Annotated in this window: 15 protein-coding genes; 4 read left to right on the forward strand and 11 right to left on the reverse strand. The window is 66.8% G+C overall.

The genetic code is table 11. The features are described from left to right. Positions 1-24: 24 nt before the first annotated feature. The 3 genes from def to D9V34_RS06190 all read right to left on the reverse strand — a co-directional run bounded on the left by def (position 25) and on the right by D9V34_RS06190 (position 7,272). Positions 25-516 (reverse strand): peptide deformylase, encoded by a 492-nt coding sequence (gene def, locus D9V34_RS06180; RefSeq protein WP_121687993.1) that lies wholly within the window; start codon positions 514-516, stop codon positions 25-27. Then, a complete protein-coding gene (locus D9V34_RS18095) occupies positions 513-3,788 on the reverse strand; it encodes a MinD/ParA family ATP-binding protein (protein ID WP_245991931.1) in 3,276 nt (1,091 codons plus the stop codon). The genes def and D9V34_RS18095 overlap by 4 nt, the downstream gene beginning before the upstream one ends. Positions 3,789-3,864: 76 nt before the next feature. Further along, entirely contained in the window at positions 3,865-7,272 is a 3,408-nt protein-coding gene (locus tag D9V34_RS06190) for a pyruvate carboxylase (protein ID WP_121687994.1), read from the reverse strand. 85 nt (positions 7,273-7,357) lie between these two features. On the opposite strand from D9V34_RS06190, the gene D9V34_RS06195 reads away from it, so the two are divergent. Next, on the forward strand, positions 7,358-8,203 hold the full coding sequence (locus D9V34_RS06195; RefSeq protein ID WP_051701507.1) for a ParA family protein: 846 nt from the start codon (positions 7,358-7,360) through the stop codon (positions 8,201-8,203). 385 nt (positions 8,204-8,588) lie between these two features. Here D9V34_RS06195 and D9V34_RS06200 read toward each other — a convergent pair whose 3' ends face one another. The 3 genes from D9V34_RS06200 to D9V34_RS06210 form a co-directional block, all read right to left on the reverse strand. Continuing rightward, positions 8,589-9,137 carry a MerR family transcriptional regulator gene (locus D9V34_RS06200; RefSeq protein ID WP_030143303.1) on the reverse strand — a complete coding sequence of 183 codons (549 nt, stop codon included), beginning with the start codon at positions 9,135-9,137 and terminating at the stop codon, positions 8,589-8,591. A gap of 296 nt (positions 9,138-9,433) precedes the next feature. Beyond that, a complete protein-coding gene (gene ftsR / locus D9V34_RS06205; protein WP_121687995.1) occupies positions 9,434-10,144 on the reverse strand; it encodes a transcriptional regulator FtsR in 711 nt (236 codons plus the stop codon). A 4-nt stretch (positions 10,145-10,148) separates the two neighbouring features. Further along, positions 10,149-10,625 carry an FHA domain-containing protein gene (locus D9V34_RS06210; protein ID WP_396822998.1) on the reverse strand — a complete coding sequence of 159 codons (477 nt, stop codon included), beginning with the start codon at positions 10,623-10,625 and terminating at the stop codon, positions 10,149-10,151. A gap of 876 nt (positions 10,626-11,501) precedes the next feature. Here D9V34_RS06210 and D9V34_RS06215 point away from each other — a divergent pair. Together D9V34_RS06215 and D9V34_RS06220 are read left to right on the forward strand one after the other, a co-directional pair. After that, positions 11,502-11,705 carry a cold-shock protein gene (locus D9V34_RS06215; protein ID WP_121647134.1) on the forward strand — a complete coding sequence of 68 codons (204 nt, stop codon included), beginning with the start codon at positions 11,502-11,504 and terminating at the stop codon, positions 11,703-11,705. A gap of 74 nt (positions 11,706-11,779) precedes the next feature. Beyond that, positions 11,780-12,160 (forward strand): RNA-binding S4 domain-containing protein, encoded by a 381-nt coding sequence (locus D9V34_RS06220; protein WP_121688465.1) that lies wholly within the window; start codon positions 11,780-11,782, stop codon positions 12,158-12,160. 114 nt (positions 12,161-12,274) lie between these two features. On the opposite strand, the gene D9V34_RS06225 is transcribed toward D9V34_RS06220, so the two are convergent. Next, positions 12,275-12,907, reverse strand: coding sequence for a TetR/AcrR family transcriptional regulator (locus D9V34_RS06225; RefSeq protein WP_121687996.1), 633 nt, complete (start codon positions 12,905-12,907; stop codon positions 12,275-12,277). Between the two features lie 71 nt (positions 12,908-12,978). Between D9V34_RS06225 and D9V34_RS06230 the strand changes: the two genes are divergently transcribed. Beyond that, the gene (locus D9V34_RS06230; protein WP_121687997.1) at positions 12,979-13,335 is read left to right on the forward strand and encodes a hypothetical protein; all 357 of its coding nucleotides are present in this window, start codon (positions 12,979-12,981) and stop codon (positions 13,333-13,335) included. A gap of 28 nt (positions 13,336-13,363) precedes the next feature. Here the strand turns inward: D9V34_RS06230 and D9V34_RS06235 are convergent, their stop codons facing one another. The 4 genes from D9V34_RS06235 to D9V34_RS06250 all read right to left on the reverse strand — a co-directional run bounded on the left by D9V34_RS06235 (position 13,364) and on the right by D9V34_RS06250 (position 19,109). Next, positions 13,364-14,644, reverse strand: coding sequence for a glycerate kinase (locus tag D9V34_RS06235; protein WP_121687998.1), 1,281 nt, complete (start codon positions 14,642-14,644; stop codon positions 13,364-13,366). 188 nt (positions 14,645-14,832) lie between these two features. Further along, positions 14,833-15,738, reverse strand: a complete 906-nt coding sequence (locus D9V34_RS06240; protein WP_121688466.1) for an HpcH/HpaI aldolase/citrate lyase family protein — start codon at positions 15,736-15,738, stop codon at positions 14,833-14,835. A 374-nt stretch (positions 15,739-16,112) separates the two neighbouring features. Next, positions 16,113-17,135, reverse strand: a complete 1,023-nt coding sequence (locus D9V34_RS06245; RefSeq protein ID WP_121687999.1) for an inositol monophosphatase family protein — start codon at positions 17,133-17,135, stop codon at positions 16,113-16,115. Between the two features lie 30 nt (positions 17,136-17,165). After that, positions 17,166-19,109, reverse strand: a complete 1,944-nt coding sequence (locus tag D9V34_RS06250; RefSeq protein ID WP_183091876.1) for a dihydroxy-acid dehydratase domain-containing protein — start codon at positions 19,107-19,109, stop codon at positions 17,166-17,168. Positions 19,110-19,238: the final 129 nt, after the last annotated feature.

The raw sequence follows: 19,238 nt of genomic DNA on the forward strand, positions 1-19,238 counted from the left end.
GGGCCACGGGCGTTTTCGCGGAGGCTAAAACCAGGTACTCTCGCGCACCTCACGCATTGCGGTGCGACGGTTTTCCTTGCTCAGCCGGTCCAGGTAGAGCATGCCGTTGAGGTGGTCGGTCTCATGCTGCAGTGCCTGGGCCAGCAGCCCCTCACCGGAGATGGTGATCGGGTTACCATCCAGGTCGATACCAGTGACGGTGGCACGCTCATACCGGGGCGTGGGGAACCACAGGTCGGGTACCGAGAGGCAGCCCTCCCCCACCTCGACCAGTTCGCCGGCCAGCTCGGTGATCTCGGGGTTGATGATGTAGCCGATTACCCCGTCCACGTTGTAGCTGAACGCACGGAGGTTTACCCCGATCTGAGCGGCGGCCACACCGGCGCGACCGGGCAGCTTGACCGAGTCCACCAGGTCACGGATCAGTCCGCGCACGCGCTCATCGATGGTTGTGATGGGGTCCGAAACGGTCTTCAGAACGGGGTCGCCGAAGATGCGGATCTCGCGTTCACTCACCGGTGGTTCTCCCGACCGCTGGGCAGGCCCTCGACCACGGCGGCGGCCAGCTGACGGGCTGCCAGACGGGTTTCCGGGGCCAGGTTGGCGAAGTCGATCGCCGAACCGGCAGCCAGGCGCGGGTCATAGGGCAGGTGCACCAGGGCACGCACGCGGGAGGCGAAGTGACGGTCGATCTCCTCGATCTTAACCAGTCGGCTATTCGGGGTGGGCGCGTTGACCACCACAACCGCGTTGCGCACGAGCTCCTCGTGTCCGTTGACCTCGAGCCAGCTCAGCGTTTCCGAGGCCAGCTTGGCGTCGTCCACACTGCCACCGGTGACGATGATGATCGAGTCGGCACGGCCCAGGGTCGCCTTCATGACCGAGTGCACGATTCCGGTGCCGCAGTCGGTGAGGATCAGCGAGTAGTACCGGGCGGCCAGGTCGGCCACCACGTTGTAGTCGTCCTCGTTGAACGCCTCGGACAGGTGCGGGTCGGTGTCCGATGCCAGCACGTCCAGGCGGGTCTCGTCACGGGCAACCAGATCGGAGAACTCGTTGTAGCCCACGATGTTTTCGGCGTCGCGCACGACGTCGCGCACGGTGTAGCGGCTCTGGTGGGCGATGCGCTCAGCCAGGGTTCCGCGGTCGGGGTTGGCATCCACGGCGATCACGCGGTCGCTGCGGGAGTCGGCCAGGGCCATGCCCAGCAGGGCGGTGACGGTGGTTTTACCCACGCCACCCTTCCGGGTCAGCACCGGCACAAAACGGGCCTCGCCGCCGAGGGAGCGACCAATCTTGGTGTCCAGGTCCTTGCGCTCACGCACCGCCTTGGCGTCACCCACGTTGATCAGGTGACCCGAGGCGCTGTACAGCAGGTGCTGCCAGAAGCCCTCGGGAGCGGGACGGCTGGAAGGGCGGGTTTCCAGCAGGCGGTCTGCGGTGAGCAGCGCGGCCGATTCGGGACCGGCCACCTTGCCCTGCTGCTGAATGCCTCCGGGACGGGCAGCGGAAACCACGGCCGAAGACACGGGGACGGGGATCTCGCCGGTGGGACGCACGGTGCTCTGCTGCCCGGTCCTGGTGGTCACACCGGTGGCGGATGCCCTGTCGGTGGTGGTGTCGGCGCTGGTCCGGTCAGACGGGTTGGTCATGTCCTGGCTTTCGTCGGTCGGCTCCGCGTCGGCGGAGGGGGCGGCGAGTGATTCGGCAGGGCCGGGCTCGCTCGCGGTGATGGTGTCCGTATCGGACTCTACGTCTGCGGCCGGGTCGAGGCCGTCGGGGGTGTCAGTTTCGGCCGCCGCGATGTCGTCAACGGGCGAATTGGTGTGCTCATCGTCGACCTCCTCGTATTCGGCCTCGATTTCGGCGTCCTGGTCTGCGGACGCCGCTTTCGTCGTGCGCTGGTCGTCGGCGATATCCGCGGGCTCGGTCTCCTTGCCGTGTGCGAGTTCGCCCTCGTCAACCACGTCGGCGTCAATCACCTCGGCGTCGACCACGTCAGCGTCGACCGCGTCAGCATCGACCAGTTCAGCATCGGCCGGTTCGGCCTCTGCGGCCTTCTCGGCGGCGCGCTCCTCTGCCAGAAGGCGCTCGAACTCGGCCTCCTCGGCCACACGAGCAGCTTCGGCTTCCTCAGCGATACGGGCTTCCTCGGCGAGACGCTCCTGCTCGGCAACACGTTCTTCCTCAGCCACACGAGCAGCTTCGGCTTCGGCGGCAACACGTTCTTCCTCAGCCACACGAGCAGCTTCGGCTTCGGCGGCAACGCGCTCTTCCTCGGCCACACGAGCAGCTTCGGCTTCCTCAGCGATACGAGCTTCCTCGGCGAGGCGCTCCTGCTCCGCAACACGCTCTTCTTCGGCTACACGCTCTTCTTCGGCTACACGAGCGGCTTCCGCTTCGGCGGCGATACGTGCGTGCTCGGCCACGCGCGCAGCTTCGGCTTCCTCGGCGATACGAGCCTCCTCGGCTACGCGGGCTTCCTCGGCGAGACGCTCCTGCTCGGCTACGCGCTCTTCCTCCGCCACACGGGCAGCTTCGGCCTCCGCCGCCAGTCGCTCCTCCTCGGCAACGCGGGCTTCCTCGGCAATACGAGCAGCCTCGGCTTCCGCCGCAACACGCTCCTCCTCGGCAATACGAGCAGCCTCGGCCTCCGCCGCAACACGCTCCTCCTCGGCAATACGAGCAGCCTCGGCTTCCGCCGCCAGTCGCTCTTGCTCGGCGATGCGCGCCTGTTCGGCTTCCTCGGCAAGGCGGGCCTGCTCGGCAAGGCGGGCCTCTTCGGCCAGGCGCTCGCGCTCGGCCTTCTCGGCGGCGCGCTGCTCCTCGGCGAGACGGGCAGCCTCGGCGGCCTGCTGCTTCTGCTCGGCGATGCGGGCGGCCTTGGCCTCTCGCGCCGCGCGCTTCTGCTCAAGCTTGGCTTCCTTGGCCGCGCGCTTCTGCTCGGCAATGCGCGCCTGCTCGGCCTCGCGGGCCTGGCGTTTTTCCTCGGCCAGGCGGGCGGCCTCGGCGGCCGCCACGCGCTTTTCTTCGGCGAGGCGTTCCTCCTCGGCGACGCGAGCTTCCTCGTCCAGGCGGGCCTGCTCGGCAGCCTCGGCGATACGCGCCTCCTCGGCGACGCGGGCCTCTTCGGCCACACGGGCGGCTTCGGCTTCACGCTCACTCGCGGCCTGATCGGCGATGCGCCGCTCCTCGGCCTCACGCTCAGCCTCGGCCTCCTCGGCCAGACGCCGCTCCTCGGCCAGGCGATCCGCCTCGGCCTGCTCAGCCTGACGTTCCTCCTCGGCCAGGCGATCTGCTTCGGCCAGCTCGGCAGCACGAGCCTGCTCGGCAACACGGGCGGCCTCGGCCTCTTCGGCCTCGCGCTGCTCGGCTTCCAGACGCTCGGCCTCGTCCTGCTCGGCTCGGCGTGCAGCCTCGGCCTCGTCATTCGCGCGAGTCTCCTCGGCGATGCGGGCCGCCTCCGCCTCATCGGCCACGCGTGCCTCTTCGGCCTCGCGTTCGGCAGCGACCTGCTCGGCCAGTGCAACCTCGGCGGCGGCCTCGGCCGCGTGCAGATCATCAACCGAGAGCGGGCTCGGTCGTTCTGCGGTGTCGGCGGCAAAATTGCCGTCCACACTCACCAGGTCGTCCTCTAGGACGTCCTCATCAAAGTCATCATCGTCGGCATACTGCGCAAGCGCAGCGCCCACGGGGATCGATACCGTGGCCGGTGCCGCAACGCTGAGCGTTACGGCACCGGGATCGAGTTCATCGATCGGGGGTAATTCAATTTCGTGCTCGTCCATGGCAGCGCCATTATCGGCCTGTGATGCCATTGTCCTTCGCCTCCAGCTCTGGGAGCACGAACCGAATAGTTCGTGCCTAAGCGCTCGCGCTGATCACTGCGATCAGATCGCCGGCCTCTACCTGCTGGGTGCCGGAGATTGCGAGCCGCTCAATTTTGCCAGCGATCGAGGCCGTAATTGCGGCCTCCATCTTCATTGCTTCAATCGAGGCGACCGGGGTTCCGGCCTCCACAACATCACCAATCTGACCCTTAAGAGTAACAACTCCAGAGAACGGCGCCGCAACGTGGGCGGGATTGCCCGCGTCGGCCTTCTCGGCAACCACGGTTTCCACGGTGATCGAACGGTCCCGAACGAACACCGGACGCAGCTGTCCGTTGAGGATCGTCATGACCGTGCGCACGCCCTTGCTGTCGGGTGCACCGATAGCCTCCAGGCCCGCGTACAGACGCACACCCTTGGAGAACTCCACCACGTGCTCCCCGCCCGGCTCCAGGCCATACAGGTAGTCCAGGGTGGCCAGGATCGACAGGTCACCGTACTGCTCACGGCTGCGCTCGTAGCTCGCGGTCGGAGCCGGGAAGAGCAGGCGGTTCAGGGTCGAACGACGCTCCTCGGAGGTGCCGTTCAGCAGTGCGGCGTCGGCCTCGGAAACCTCAGCGATCGAGATGTCCACGTTGCGTCCGGCCAGCACCTTGGTGCGGAAGGGTTCGGGCCAACCACCGGGCAGATCGCCCAGCTCGCCGGCCATGAAGCCCACCACGGAGTCCGGGATGTCGTACTTCTCGGGGTTTGCCTCGAAGTCGGCCGGGTCCGCCTTGACCGCCGCCAGGTGCAGGGCGAGGTCGCCCACCACCTTGGAGGACGGGGTCACCTTGGGCACGCGGCCCAGGATGCGGTTGGCCTCGGCGTAGAGGTCCTCGATCAGCTCGAAGTCATCGGCCAGGCCCAGCGCGATGGCCTGCTGGCGCAGGTTGGAGAGCTGGCCACCCGGAATCTCGTGCCGGTACACGCGACCGGTCGGGCCCGGCAGGCCGGACTCGAAGGGCTTGTAAACGTGACGCACGGCCTCCCAGTAGGGCTCGAGGTCGCTCACCGCGGCCAGCGAGATGCCCGCGTCACGCTCGGTGTGAGCGAGGGCGGCCACCAGGGCCGAGATCGAGGGCTGGCTGGTGGTGCCCGACATCGGGGCACTGGCCACGTCCACGGCGTCCGCGCCGGCCTGCGAGGCCGCCAGCAGGGTCGCCAGCTGGCCGCCGGCGGTGTCGTGGGTGTGGACTACCACCGGGACGTCAAAGCGCTCACGCAGGGCGCTCACGAGCTTGGTCGCGGCGGCCGGACGCAGCAGTCCCGCCATGTCCTTGATCGCCAGCTGGTGGGCACCGGCATCCACGATCTGCTGGGCCAGGTTGAGGTAGTAGTCGAGGGTGTAGAGGTCCTCGTTGGGGTCCAGCAGGTCGCCGGTGTAGCACAGGGCAACCTGGGCGACGGCGGTCTTGGTGGCCAGGACCGCGTCGATGGCCGGACGCATCTGCTCCACGTCGTTCAGGGCGTCGAAGATGCGGAAGATGTCCACACCACTCTCGGCGGCTTCACGCACAAACGCATCGGTGACCGAGGTGGGGTACGGGGTGTAGCCCACGGTGTTCCGACCGCGCAGCAGCATCTGGATCGCGACGTTCGGCAGAGCCTCACGCAACTTGACCAGACGCTCCCAGGGGTCCTCGCCGAGGAAGCGCAGGGCGACGTCGTAGGTCGCGCCACCCCAGGCCTCAACCGAGACCAGCTGCGGGGTCATCCGGGCCACATACGGGGCCACGGCGACCAGGTCGCGGGTACGCACGCGGGTCGCCAGCAGCGACTGGTGCGCGTCACGGAAGGTCGTGTCGGTCACACCCAGTGCGGTCTGGGCACGCAGCTCGGCAGAGAAGGCTGCCGGGCCCACCTCGAGCAGGCGCTGACGCGATCCGGCCGGGGCGGGGATGGTCAGATCCAGTGCCGGCAGCTTCTCGGCCGGGTCGATGGTGTTCGGACGCGGGCCGTAGGGCTGGTTGACGGTGACATCGGCGAGCCAGTTGAGGATCTTGGTTCCGCGGTCCTTGGATACGCGTCCGGCGAGCAGCTGCGGACGCTCGTCGATGAACGAGGTGCTCAGGTCGCCCGCCTCGAACGACGGGTCATCCAGTACCGCCTGCAGGAACGGAATGTTGGTGGAGACACCACGAATCCGGAACTCGGCCAGGGCGCGACGGGCGCGGATCACCGCGGCACCGAAGTCGCGGCCACGGCAGGTGAGCTTGGCGAGCATCGAGTCGAAGTGGGGGCTGATCTGGGCACCGGGGTTAATGGTTCCACCGTCCAGGCGGATACCGCCACCACCCGGCGAACGGTAGGTGGTGATCTTGCCGGTGTCGGGACGGAAGCCCTGGGTGGGGTCTTCGGTGGTGATGCGGCACTGCAGTGCGGCACCACGGATCACCAGGGTGTCCTGGTCGAGACCCAGGTCGCTCAGGGTCTCCCCCGAGGCGATTCGCATCTGCGACTGAACGAGGTCCACATCGGTGATTTCCTCGGTGACCGTGTGCTCCACCTGAATTCGCGGGTTCATTTCGATGAACACGTGCTGCCCCGCGCGCGCCCCGGCGGTGTCCACCAGGAACTCAACGGTGCCGGCGTTGGCGTAGTTGATCGACTTGGCGAAGGCCACCGCGTCACGGTAGAGGGCCTGGCGCAGCTCATCGGAGATGTTCGGGGCCGGGGCAATCTCGACAACCTTCTGGTTGCGTCGCTGCACCGAGCAGTCGCGCTCGAACAGGTGCATCACGTTGCCCTGCTCATCCGCGAGGATCTGCACCTCAATGTGGCGGGGGCGCAGCACCGCCTGCTCGAGGAACATGGTGGGGTCACCAAACGCACTGTCGGCCTCGTGCATGGCCTCCTCCAGCGCGGGACGCAGCTCGGCGAGGGTCTCCACCCGGCGCATACCGCGTCCACCACCACCGGCGACGGCCTTGGCGAACAGCGGGAAGCCCACACCCTCGGCACCGGCCAGCAGCTCCTCGATGTTACGGGAGGCCGGGGTCGACACCAGTACCGGAACACCCGCGGCAATCGCGTGCTCCTTGGCGGTGACCTTGTTGCCGGCCATCTCCAGCACGTTGTTGGCCGGACCGATGAACTTGATGCCGTGGGCGGCTGCCTGCGCGGCCAGCTCGGGGTTCTCGGACAGGAAGCCGTAACCCGGGTAGATTGCATCGGCGCCGCTCTCCAGAGCGACCCGAATAATTTCCGACACGTTCAGGTAGGCGCGTACCGGGTGACCCTTCTCACCAATCTGGTACGCCTCATCGGCCTTCAAACGGTGCATCGAGTTGCGGTCCTCATACGGGAAGACGGCAACGGTCTTGGCACCCAGCTCATACGCGGCGCGGAAGGCGCGAATCGCGATCTCTCCGCGGTTTGCCACGAGAATTTTCTGGAACATGTAACCCTTTCTGGCAGCGGGGCCTACCTGATCTTTCAGGCGAGTTTTAGGTGTAGACAGCTTAGTGAAGGTAATATCTATTTTTGTGCATGTACTTAGCGTTTCTAGCCTCAAGGGCGGCGTCGGGAAAACTACGGTTAGTCTCGGCCTCGCTTCCGCCGCCTTCGCTAAGGGCGTTAGGACCCTGGTGGTTGATCTCGACCCCCAGTCCGACGTCTCAACGGGGATGGACATCGCGGTGGCCGGTCGACTCAATGTAGCGGATGTTTTGGCGTCCCCCAAAGAGAAGACCGTCCGTCAGGCGATCGCGCCCTCAGGTTGGACAAAAACCCACCCAGGAACCCTTGACGTGATGATCGGCAGCCCGTCGGCCATCAACTTCGACGGTCCGCACCCCTCGATCCGGGATATCTGGAAGCTCGAGGAGGCGCTGGCCTACGTCGAAGACGATTACGACCTCGTGATCATCGACTGCGCCCCGTCGCTCAACGCCCTGACCCGTACGGCCTGGGCGGCCAGTGACCGCGTGTGTGTCGTGACCGAGCCCGGGCTCTTCTCCGTCGCCGCCGCCGACCGTGCGCTGCGGGCGATCGAGGAGATTCGCCGCGGTCTCAGCCCGCGCTTGCAGCCGCTGGGCATCATCGTCAACCGCGTTCGCTCACAGTCGATGGAGCACCAGTTCCGCATCAAGGAGCTGCGGGACATGTTTGGTCCCCTGGTGCTGAGCCCCCAGCTGCCCGAGCGCACCTCGCTACAGCAGGCCCAGGGCGCGGCCAAGCCGCTCCACATCTGGCCCGGCGACTCGGCTCAGGAGATGGCCAAGCACTTCGACCAGCTTCTGGAGCGCGTGCTGCGCACCGGTCGGGTGGGCGAGTACGCCGAGCCCGACCAGCCCTCCAACAGCCGCGCCGCCGCCATCCAGGCGGACTAGCCGGACACACCCGTCAGAGCGGGCTCGGACCTTCGGGTCCGGGCCCGCTTTTTTGTGCGTCGAGGTGAGCGCCACACCCGCCGTTTCGGGTTTCCCGGCGGCCGGGGCCTCGTCAGGGCACCAGATTCACCCACCGGAACCCCCGCTCGAGTTCCGAATTGCCCCATTTTGGGGTGCAATTCGCGCAAACGTGCAGGCCGTACTGACCCCGCGACACGCCGAAGAATCGAGCACTTTGGGAAAAGTTCAGAGATTAGTCAGCACACTCTCAGCGCCGGGGAAATGCACCCGAGCCGGCGAATTCAAACGGTCCGGGGAAATCAAACGAGCCAGGGAAAAACAAACGAGCCAGGGAAAATCCCTGGCTCGAAGAAAACGCGGACCTCTAGGAAACGGAGCGTCCACGACGGCGGGCCGCAAGCTCATCCGAGGGTTCGTGCTGCTGACGATCGAATTCCACCAGCGTGGATTCCACCTCGCGCAGAACCTTACCCACGGCGATGCCAAACACGCCCTGGCCGCGGCTCACGAGGTCGATGACCTCATCGTTGGAGGTGCAGAGGTAGACGGAGGCTCCGTCGCTCATCAGCGTGGTCTGGGCGAGATCATGGACCCCGGCCTCACGCAGCTGCTCAACGGCCGTGCGGATCTGCTGGAGCGAGATTCCGGTGTCGAGCAGTCGCTTCACGAGCTTGAGCACCAGGATGTCGCGGAACCCGTAGAGACGCTGCGTTCCGGAGCCGGCAGCACCACGAATGGTGGGTTCTACCAGGCCGGTACGAGCCCAGTAGTCGAGCTGACGATAGGTGATCCCGGCGGCGCGAGCGGCGACGTTACCGCGGTAACCCGCGTCGGCGTCCAGCTCCGGCAGGCCATCCGTAAACAGCGGATCAAGGTCGTAGCGCGGGCCTGTGCCCGAACCCGGTTCGTTCATGTGCCCGCTCCCTTCTGCAGTCTTCGGCGGGTGATATCTCCCACGCTACCGGCAGCCGCGGACTTCTCGGCTTAGGCCCCCCAAAAAGGTGCGGCGTGTCGAGCCAAATCGACGGATCCGTAATCGTTCCGTGATCTAGGGAGCCAGCCGAACGGCGTGTCGCGGACGGGGACACTCAGTCTAACCCCGCGGGGCGTATGAGGCCAGGATGTGGTCCCGGTAACCGCCCGGCAGGAACCCCGCGACAGCATCCGCCCGGAAGGAACCGGCCGGGCGCGAGTCACGCCGATCGTCGGTTAGGGGCGCGGGCGATCCAGGGCGGCGCGCAGCAGCACCGCGCGAACCCGATCAAATCCCTCGCCGATCTCGGCGGCCTGCTCGGCCGCACGGGCACGACTGGCCGCATCGGGACGCGCCGCCAGCGAGGAGACCGACCGCTCGATCAGGCCCACCTCGCGCTCGATCTGGGCATGGAAGCCGCGCAGATGGCGCGGTTCAATACCCCGCTGAGACAGCGAAACCAGGGTGGAGAGCATCGTTGCCGCATCCTCGGCGTAGCTCTCCCCCGCGGGAATCAGACCGGCACTCACCGCCTCGGTCAGCAGCGAGGCAGGTGCCCCCGTCGCGGACAGCAGCGTCTCACGGGTCAACCGCCGTGCACCCTGCAGCATCGAGGTAGATCCGCCCGGGAGGACCGGAGTGATCCCGTTATCCATATCCGACAGATAGCCCCGGATCACCTTCAACGGAAGGTAGTGATCCCGCTGCAGCGAGAGAATCAGGCGCAGCCGCTCGACGTCCTCGCCCGAGAATTTCCGATAGCCCGAGCGGGTGCGCTGCGGTGAGACCAGGCCCTGCTCCTCCAGGAAGCGCAGCTTGGAATTACTCAGATCGGGAAAATCGCCCGAAAGACGAGCGAGTACCTGCCCGATACTGATCAGACCGGTCACGCGTCCCAGATCCTGGGACGCGTGACCGGTCTGTGAACGAGCGGGTTGTGCCGACACGTTGTTAGGCGTCACCCGGTACGTGCTGGTCGACACGCAGGTCGTGGCGCGACGGGTAGAAGGTCAGGCGGAACTTGCCCACCTGTACCTCGGCACCGTCATAGAGTTCCACACTCTCGATCCGCTCACCGGCGTGGTAGGTGCCGTTGAGGGAGTTGAGGTCGCGCAGCTCAAAACCGTTTGGGGTGCGCACAAATTCCGCATGACGACGCGACACGGTCACATCATCAAGGAAAATGCTGGCGTTGGGGTGACGCCCGACGGTGGAGAGATCCGAATCGAGCAGGAAGCGGGCACCCGTGTTGGGGCCGCGACGCACGATCAGCAGCGCCGAGCCCGGGGGCAGCGCGTTAATGGCCGACTGCTCGGCCTCGGAAATCTCTCGATCGATGGGCGCAACCGTGGTGCCGAGATCCTGGCTGTAAGCAGCCGTAGCATCGACAGCGGGTTCTCCCGCGTCACCTGTTGCGGGACGACGCACAAACGACTGCGTGTGCGGGTTCTTATCTTCATGGATTGACACCGTGTACCTCCTTTTTCCAGCCTATCGGATTGAACGTGCCGTGGGGAGTGCAACGCTCGGACCTCTTTATAGAAGTCATTTTCGATGTGTTTTCCGAACGCCGACTATGGAAACACGCCCTCGGTACCCCCAACCCGCGGGACAGAATCACGGCAATTCGCGGCATAACCCGCCACTTTCGCACAAAAGCGGTGTGTTTCTTTTGATTCTGCGCTACTGTGAACGAAGCAAGCTCAGTGTGTCTGAGCGGTTCGCCTCGATGTGCATCGAGGAGGAAGTCCCCCGCTGACACACTCCGCACCAACACAGGGCACCCCCAGAAAGCACACGGGGGTTCCTCGGAAATTAGATGTCACGCATTACCACGCAGACCCGGGCCACGGCGGCCCTGGGGTCTTGGCCGAGCCGGCCGACCCGCATCGCGGGTGCCATGGCGCTGTATTCAGCACCGGGTATGCCGCGTCGTGCATCGGACATGTCGATTCACTCCATGTCCCCCACCCCGATGTCGGCCAGCCCGGCATCCCCCGTCGACACGACCGTCGCGATCTCGCGCCCCGTCGTCTCCGTCCGGGAATCCTCAGATCTTCGCGTTGACCGGACCTCGGTTGCGCGTTCATACTCGTTCACACGAGCCCAGAGGGGTTTTGATTTCGGTCAAAACCTGTCAGGATCCTCGGTGAACGTTGTCGCACCGTTGTTGTATTGCACAGGTTTTGGGGCAGTCAAGTCTTCTTCGCAAGACATGATCGCTTTTCTTCAGGAGCTAGCACAGAACACCGCGACGAACCGGTTCGAAACTCGTACCGGGTCACCTAAAGAAAAGAGATAATCATGGCAACTGGAACTGTGAAGTGGTTCAACGCTGAAAAGGGCTTCGGCTTCATCACCCCCGACGACGGTTCGGCTGACGTCTTCGCTCACTACTCGGCAATCGCCTCGAGCGGCTTCCGCTCGCTCGACGAGAACCAGCGTGTAGAGTTCGAGACCGTTGCTGGTCCGAAGGGCCTGCAGGCCGAGAACATCCGCGGCGTCTAATTCCGCATCCCGAAACCCCCGTTGTCCCTTCGGACGACGGGGGTTTCGTCGTTGGCGGGCGGTAGGCTGTGTTCATGAATACGGAAGGCTCGGTACGCCTGGACAGCTGGCTCTGGGCCGTACGTCGCTATAAGACACGCTCCCAGGCCACAACCGCATGCCGCGCCGGCCACGTGCGGGTCAATGGCGACACGGTCAAGGCGTCCACCCAGGTCAAACTCGGCGACGAGGTGCGGGTGCGCATCGCCGGTTTCGATTCGATCCTCGAAGTCACCGGACTCATCACCAAGCGGGTCGGCGCCCCCGCCGCCGCGCTGGCAGCGAAGGACAACACACCACCGCGACCCTCAAAGCTGGAAACGGCCGCGCCGATCCTGCGCGATCGCGGAGCCGGTCGGCCCACCAAGCGCGAGCGTCGCGCGCTCGATGAGCTGCGCGGGTTCGAACGCGACTAGCGCCGAGGTTGTGCGCGGCCCAAGCCTGTACAGATAGCGCAGAACGGCGCGTTGCGGCAATGGATATCGCAGAACCGCGCGTTGCGGCGATGGATTGTTCGCGACGAGCGCGAACTAGTGCGCGGCGGCGAGAGTGCCGGAAACGGCGGACTCGGCGGTGTCGATCCCGGTAGCCGGAGTCAGCCCCGAGTGCACCAGCGAGATGGTTGCACGGGCCACACGCACGTAGTCGTCCCCGCGCGCGATACGACGCGAGCCGGCCTCAACCAGGCCCTGAATCAGTTCCACCATCAGGCTGGGGTTTTCTACACCCATCTGGTCTACCGCGTCGCGCAACGGCGACATCAGTGCCACGTGCAGTTCGATGACCTCGCGACGGTGGTAGTCCGGCAGCCGGGTTCCACCCAGTGCGTCGGCCACATCGTGCTTGCCTTCGGCAACCAGGCGCAGGGAGGTGAAGATATAACCGTCCAGACGCTCAGACGCGGTGGCCGAACCGGCCAGCGCCCGTTCGATCTCCCCGGTCCACTCGGCAAAGGATCCGAGAGCAATCTCGGCCAGCAGATCGGTAGCGGAGTTGAAGTACTCGTACACGCTGGAGCGTGCCAGTCCGATGCGCTTGCCCACCCGGGCAAGCGTGACGGCGTCGACACCGGACTCCAGGAGCTCCTCGGTGGCGGCCTGGATCAGCTCATCCCGACGACGCGAGCGGTGCTCGGCTACGGTGGGCGCGGTGATACGTGGCATGACTCAAGTATCGCTCACCATCCTCCAAAAGGTGTAATGATTCCGACAATCTGTCGGATAGGGTTTTAAGCATGGAGATCCTGAGAAACGTTCTGCTCATCCTTCACTTTGTGGGTCTGGCCGCCATTCTGGGCGGGGCAATGACCCAGATCAAGGCCATTAAGACCGGTACCGCCCGCCTGGTTCCCGGCATCCTGCACGGCTCGTGGTTGCAGCTGGTCAGCGGCCTGGGACTGGTCGCCCTGGCCGAAATGAACGCCGACGTGACGGTTGATCACATGAAGGTGGGCATCAAGCTGCTGATCCTGGTGGCGATCCTGTTGATCGCCCTGATCAACAAGAAGAAGGAACCTCTGGCCGGCTGGGTGATCCCCACCGTCGCCGGGCTGACCGTAGTCAACATCATCGTGGCGGTTGTGGTTCGCTAATTCCCCTCCCCCTTTTTCCCGCCGGGCGTCACGCCCGGCGGGTTTTTTTACTGCCCCGGGCAGCTGTATATGACCGAGGAATCGGCAGTGCCGCCCAGATGTGACCGGCAAGCGTTTCCAGCAGAGTCCCCGCCTCGGCCATGCTGCGGGTGGGATCGGGCTCAATCTCGGCGAGGGGAAAGACGCGTCCCAGGTGCGCGTCCCGTGCCTGCGCCGCGGTGAGCTCGGAGCGCCCGCAGACTGCCACCACCGGCACACCCGCGCGATGAGCCACCTCGGCCACGCCCACCGGAACCTTGCCGCCGAGGCTCTGAGCATCCAGGCTTCCCTCACCGGTGATCACCAGGTCGGCGTCCCGGATGAGTCGGTCCACACCGGTCAGTTCCCGCACCACATCGATGCCGGGCCGCCGGGTGGCGTTCAGGATCCCCAGCGCCGCAAATCCCACCCCACCTGCGGCGCCGGCACCCGGGGCATTGGCGGCATCACGGACCGTACCGGCCGCTGTGCCCGATGCTGCGGCGAGCACCCCCACCAGCCCGGCCAGGGCTGCGTCAAGGCGCGCGCACAGGGCCTCGTCGGCTCCCTTCTGAGTTCCAAATACCCGGGCAGCCCCCTGGAGACCACACAGTGGGTTGTCCACATCGGAGGCGAGAATAAATTCGGTGGCGAGGATTCGCGGGTCGAGGGCCGAGAGGTCCGCCGTCGCGAGTCTTTCCAGGCCCAGTCCGCCGGGCGGGATCTGTGCCCCGGCGTGATCTTGCAGGCGGGCACCGAGGGCCATCAGAAGTCCAGCCCCACCGTCTGTGGTAGCGCTGCCGCCCACCGCGAGGATGATGCGGGTGGCCCCGTGGTCCAGGGCCGCACGAATCAATTCGCCGGTCCCCAGGGTGGTGGCTCCGCCGGGATCACGGCGATCCGGCGGCACCAATTCCAGGCCCGAGGCGGCGGCCAACTCAACCAGTGCGGTGCGAGACCCGGCCGGTGGGTCCGCGGGTAGGTGTGTGCGTCCGGATTCCGTGCGGGATGCGGGCATCGGCGAAGTTCCGGCGAGTGGGAACAGCGCGAAGGATGCGGCGACCGCGGTGCCGTTTGGCCCGGTCACACGCACCGGGACCTCGGCTGCGCCCGCATCCAGTGCGGCGCGCAGCGTGCCCTCGCCACCGTCGGCCAGCGGCACCGTGTCAATGATCGGTTCCGAAGCTCCCGCCGCGTGGGCAGCCGCGCGCAGGCCGCGCGCCAGATGGGTGCCCACGGCGCGAGCGTCGAGGGAGTGTTTGAACTTATCGGTCGCAATGACGATGCGCATGGGTCCGCCTTCGTTGGCCAGCCTGGGGTGGCACCAGCCTAGCGGGCGCTCCGGACCCACGGCACAGACACGAATGCCCGGCCCCGCGAAGGCGGAACCGGGCACGCGTTGTGGGACCGAACCGAGTGACCCACCAACGCCGCACCGGTTGTGCGGGGTGCACACGAACCGGGCGGCGGCGAATCGATCTAGTCGGCGTCGAAGGGGCGCACGTTGAACGCGGCCGCCAGAGCCATGATCTTGCGGGCGCGGCCAAGGCGCGGAAGGTCCGAACCGTCGCGAACGATCTCACCGCGGGCGGTGAAGTCCAGCAGGAAGGTGTTGGCCCAGCTCACGTCGGTGCGGGTCGGGCTGATGACCTCGTTGACCACCGGGGTCTGATCCGCGCTCAGGCAGAGCTTGCCGGTCATCCCCATCATCACGGTGATGCCCGACTGCTCGCGCAGGATCGGGTGGCTCTCGCCCACGGTCGGTCCATCGATCGGGCCGGGCAGACCGGCCGCGCGACTGGCCACCACCAGGCGGGCACGCGGGTAAGCCATTGCCTCACGGTCTGCGCTCATGCCGGTGTCGCGACGGAAGTCACCGGAGCCAAAAGCCAGGCGGAAGGCGCCGGGCGCGCGGGCGATCCGGCCGGCATCCTCGATGCCCAGGGCCGACTCAACCAGCGCAACCACGGGACGCTGTCCACCCAGGATCTGGTGGGTCGCGGTGACCTGCTCGGGATCCTCGGTCTTGGCGAGCATCACACCCAGCAGACCCGGTGCGTGACGCAGGGCCTCCAGGTCGTCGCGCCAGAACTCGGTGGTGTAGTCGTTGATGCGCACCCAGGCGCTGTTGCCCTCGGTGTGCAGCCAGCGGGCAACGTCCTCACGTGCCTGCGGCTTGCGGCTCGGGTCCACGGCGTCCTCAATGTCCAGGATGACCGCGTCGGCCGAGGAGCGGACGCCCTGCTCGATCAGATCGGGCTGGGTGGCGTTGACCAGCAGCCAGGAGCGCGCGAGGTCCGCGGGCACCACGGTACGACGCCGAGTCGAGGGAAGATCGATGGTATTCGTGGGCAGCGGTTCACTCAATTTTGTACTCTTTCCCATTCCCCAGCCGTGGAATGTGTTCACCGGAGGCACACATGCCCGGGTACTCTCGTCCATTCACGGGTCGCGACGTCGCGAGTGGCACCACGGGGCGTGCCAGCGTCCATCGTAACCCGGCACCGCCGCGTACACGCCGAGGGGCACAAAACTCCGGGATGACCACGCGGTTTATCGTCCCCACCAACAGACACGGGGCCGAAACTTTTGTTGCCGGAGCGGATACGCATGCACCCAGAATCCGCGACTTTGCGGGGTTCTCCCCCGGAGCCTCGAAGCCGGGGATCCTCAACCCGTCGGTTTGCCGAGTATTGCCCGCGTCTGGTGGGACAGACAGAAACCCGTGTCTCCGGTGTGGCAGGGCGCTCGTGCGCGACCTAGACGTAGGGGCGCAGTGCGGCGACGATTCCCGCACTTCCGGCGATCAGTAGTCCGGCATCGGCACGGCGGTTCACTGCGTCCTCCACCGCTGAACCCTCCACCGCTGAACCCTCCACCGTCGCACCCTCCACTGCTGAGCCCTCGACCGTCGCACCCTCCACCACCGAGCCCTCAACCAGCCCGCCCGCCTCGGTAACGATCAGCGCACCGGCCGCCCAGTCCCAGGGTGCCAGTCCTCGCTCGACGTAGGCGGATACGTGTCCCGCGGCGACCGCGCACAGGTCGGCGGCGGCCGATCCTCCGATTCGAAGATCCCGGACCAGCGGAGTCAGCGCCTCCAGGGACGCGGCCTGGCGACGACGAATGGTTGGGTCATAGGCCAGACCGGTCGCGATGATCGCCGCGCTCAGGTCGGCACCGTCCAGCACCCTGACGGCCCGGCCGTCCGCGGTGGCTCCGCCGCCCGCGTGGGCGGAGAACAGCGTGGTCGCGGCATCGCCCAGGCTGAGGGCGATCGCCCCGGCATAGGCGGTCCAGCTCGCCGGGTCGCCCGGGGCACTGACCGCCGCCACCGAGACGGCAAAGGGGCCGGCCCCGGTGACAAAGTTGGTGGTGCCATCGATGGGGTCAACCACCCAGACGATGCCGCTGGTACCGGCGATGTGCGCGGTACCCTCCTCGCCCAGGAAACCGTCCTCGGGACGGGCGGTCAGGAGGATTTCGCGCAGCAGGTGCTCGGCCTCGCGATCCACCTCGGTCACCACGTCGATGGCCGAGGACTTGGTATCCACGGCACCGATGCCCGTGCGTCGGCGCTCAAGGATGTGCTCGCGCACCCGCAGGGCGGCGGATTCGGCGAGCGCGCGCAGGTCGGCGAGGTCAGTGGGGACAGCAGGATCGGTGGGGACAGCCGGGTCAGTGGAGACAGCCGGGCCAGCGAGAACGGCGGCATCAGCGGAGAAGACGGCGTCTGCGGGGACAATAGCGTCAGCGGGAGCAGGGGTGGAAGTGGCGGTCATGGACGCGCTCGCTTTCTGGGGAGGCGGAGGCTAGGACAGCCCCACGACGGGCTGCACCACCCGGCGCTGTTCGGGTGTGTGGGCGGTGAGGAAATCAAAATCGCAACCGGTGTCGGCCTGCCCCACGTGACGGCGGTAGAGCAGCGGCCATCCACGCAGATCCGCGGGTTCGGGCTGGACCCGGGCCGCCAGACGGGCGGCTAGTTCCGCCTCAGTGAGGTCGACGTTCAGGGTGCGTGCGTCCAGGTCCAGGGCGATCAGGTCACCGGTGTGCAGGAGCCCGATGGGACCGCCGATCGCGGCCTCGGGGCTCACATGCACGATGCAGGACCCAAACGCGGTTCCGGACATTCGACCGTCGCTGATCCGCAGCATGTCGGTGACCCCCTGGGCGGCGAGTACCCGGGGAATGGGGATCACACCCCACTCGGGCATCCCCGGGGCTCCCACCGGTCCCGCGCCACTGAGGACGAGCACGGTGTCCGGGGTGACCGCCAGGTTGGGATCATGAATCTCGCGGCGCATCTGCGCGTAGCTGTGCCAGACGAGGGCCGGTCCGGTGTGTACGCGGCGCAGGTCGGGGGCGGTGGCCAGGCGGATCAAGCTGCCGCGCGGGGCCAGGTTGCCCCGCAGGACGGCGAATGCCTCGGAAGCCACGGGGTCCGTGAGTGGGCGGATAGGCCGCGCGGTTCCCGCGAGATGCCCCGGCCGGGCGGATGGCTCGTGCTCGGTATCACCGGCGGGCGCATCAAAGCCGGGAACTGGATGCGCCTCGGCACCATCGGCGGGCACAACCGGGCCGGGAGCTGGCTGCGCCTCGGTACTGTCTGCGGGCGCAACCGAGCCGGATACTCGCTGCGCCTCGGCACCAGCGGCGGGCGCAACCAGGCTCCGCCCCGGCACCGTTTCGGCGGCGCGCAGGTGCGTGCGCCAGGGGCGTCCGTCGGCGGCGCGCAGGTCCGCGTCGACCAGAGTGTCCAGCGTGTGCAGTAGGGCGGGTGTGCCGCCCGCGCGGTCAAAGTCGGCGAGCAGTCCGGCCCCCGCGGGTTCAATGTCCGCGATGACCGGGACCTCCCGGGAAATGCGATCCAGGGTGTCCGCATCCAGGGTGATTCCCACCCGCCCGGCGAGTGCAATCAGGTGGATCACCGCATTGGGTGAGCCGCCCAGCGCACACAGCGTCACCAGCGCATTGCGGAAGGCAGACTCGGTGAGGATGCGCTGCGGTGTGTCCGCGGGGTCCGCACGCAGCACCGTCTCGGTCAGCGTGATCCCACTGCGATAGGCGGCATCGGCACGGGCCACACTGCCAGCGGCGGCCCCCGCGGTGCCCGGGAGCATGAAGCCGAGCACCTCGGTGAGGATCGCCAGGGTCGAGGCGGTCCCCATCGTGTTGCAGGTTCCGGGACCGCAGGCGAGCGCCCGTTCAAAACTCTTCCAGGCGGCCGAATCCCGGGTGCCACTCTGCCGATCATGGTCGGCGCGCCAGAGGGCCGTACCGGTTCCCAGCCGCGCATCGTCAAGGACCCCGGCGGCACGCGGACCGCTCACCACCGCGAGGGTCGGCAGATTGGCGCTGGCCGCCCCCATCAGCGCACCGGGCAGCGACTTATCGCAGCCGGCCAGCAGGAGCAGCCCGTCCAGCGGATACGAGCGCGCGTACTCCTCCACCTCGATTGAGAGCAGGTTGCGATAGAGCATCGCCGTGGGCTTCATCAGGTCCTCGCCGAGGCTCATCACCGGGAACACCACGGGAATACCACCGGCCTCGCGGATGCCGCGCTCGGCATCCTCCACCAGGGATCGCAGCGGGAGGTTACACGGGTTCAGCGTCGAGGAGGAGTCGGCGATCCCGATCAGCGGACGACCCGACTCCAGGTCCTCGGTCACGCCCGAGTTGCGTAGCGCGACCCGGTGCATGACCGAGATTTCGGAATCGCCAACAAACCACTCGGCACTACGCGGTGTATACATCGGGTCACTTCTCTCGGGTGGGCATCGGGGCCGGCACCGGGCACAGCACCGGTCGGGCCCCGGCACACCCATCGCAGCAGCGTTTGGTGGCCGGGAGGTGGACACCAGTAGACGCACCGGTAAACGATC

The sequence above is a fragment of the Mycetocola lacteus genome (assembly GCF_003667575.1).
In the GTDB taxonomy this organism is placed as follows: domain Bacteria; phylum Actinomycetota; class Actinomycetes; order Actinomycetales; family Microbacteriaceae; genus Mycetocola; species Mycetocola lacteus.

Coding starts and splice junctions, on each gene's coding strand:
- D9V34_RS18095 (WP_245991931.1), bottom strand. CDS start 3,788: ATGGACGAGCACGAAATTGAATTACCCCCGATCGATGAACTCGATCCC.
- D9V34_RS06190 (WP_121687994.1), bottom strand. CDS start 7,272: ATGTTCCAGAAAATTCTCGTGGCAAACCGCGGAGAGATCGCGATTCGC.
- D9V34_RS06200 (WP_030143303.1), bottom strand. CDS start 9,137: ATGAACGAACCGGGTTCGGGCACAGGCCCGCGCTACGACCTTGATCCG.
- D9V34_RS06215 (WP_121647134.1), top strand. CDS start 11,502: ATGGCAACTGGAACTGTGAAGTGGTTCAACGCTGAAAAGGGCTTCGGC.
- D9V34_RS06220 (WP_121688465.1), top strand. CDS start 11,780: ATGAATACGGAAGGCTCGGTACGCCTGGACAGCTGGCTCTGGGCCGTA.
- D9V34_RS06225 (WP_121687996.1), bottom strand. CDS start 12,907: ATGCCACGTATCACCGCGCCCACCGTAGCCGAGCACCGCTCGCGTCGT.
- D9V34_RS06230 (WP_121687997.1), top strand. CDS start 12,979: ATGGAGATCCTGAGAAACGTTCTGCTCATCCTTCACTTTGTGGGTCTG.
- D9V34_RS06235 (WP_121687998.1), bottom strand. CDS start 14,644: ATGCGCATCGTCATTGCGACCGATAAGTTCAAACACTCCCTCGACGCT.
- D9V34_RS06240 (WP_121688466.1), bottom strand. CDS start 15,738: ATGGGAAAGAGTACAAAATTGAGTGAACCGCTGCCCACGAATACCATC.
- D9V34_RS06245 (WP_121687999.1), bottom strand. CDS start 17,135: ATGACCGCCACTTCCACCCCTGCTCCCGCTGACGCTATTGTCCCCGCA.
- D9V34_RS06250 (WP_183091876.1), bottom strand. CDS start 19,109: ATGTATACACCGCGTAGTGCCGAGTGGTTTGTTGGCGATTCCGAAATC.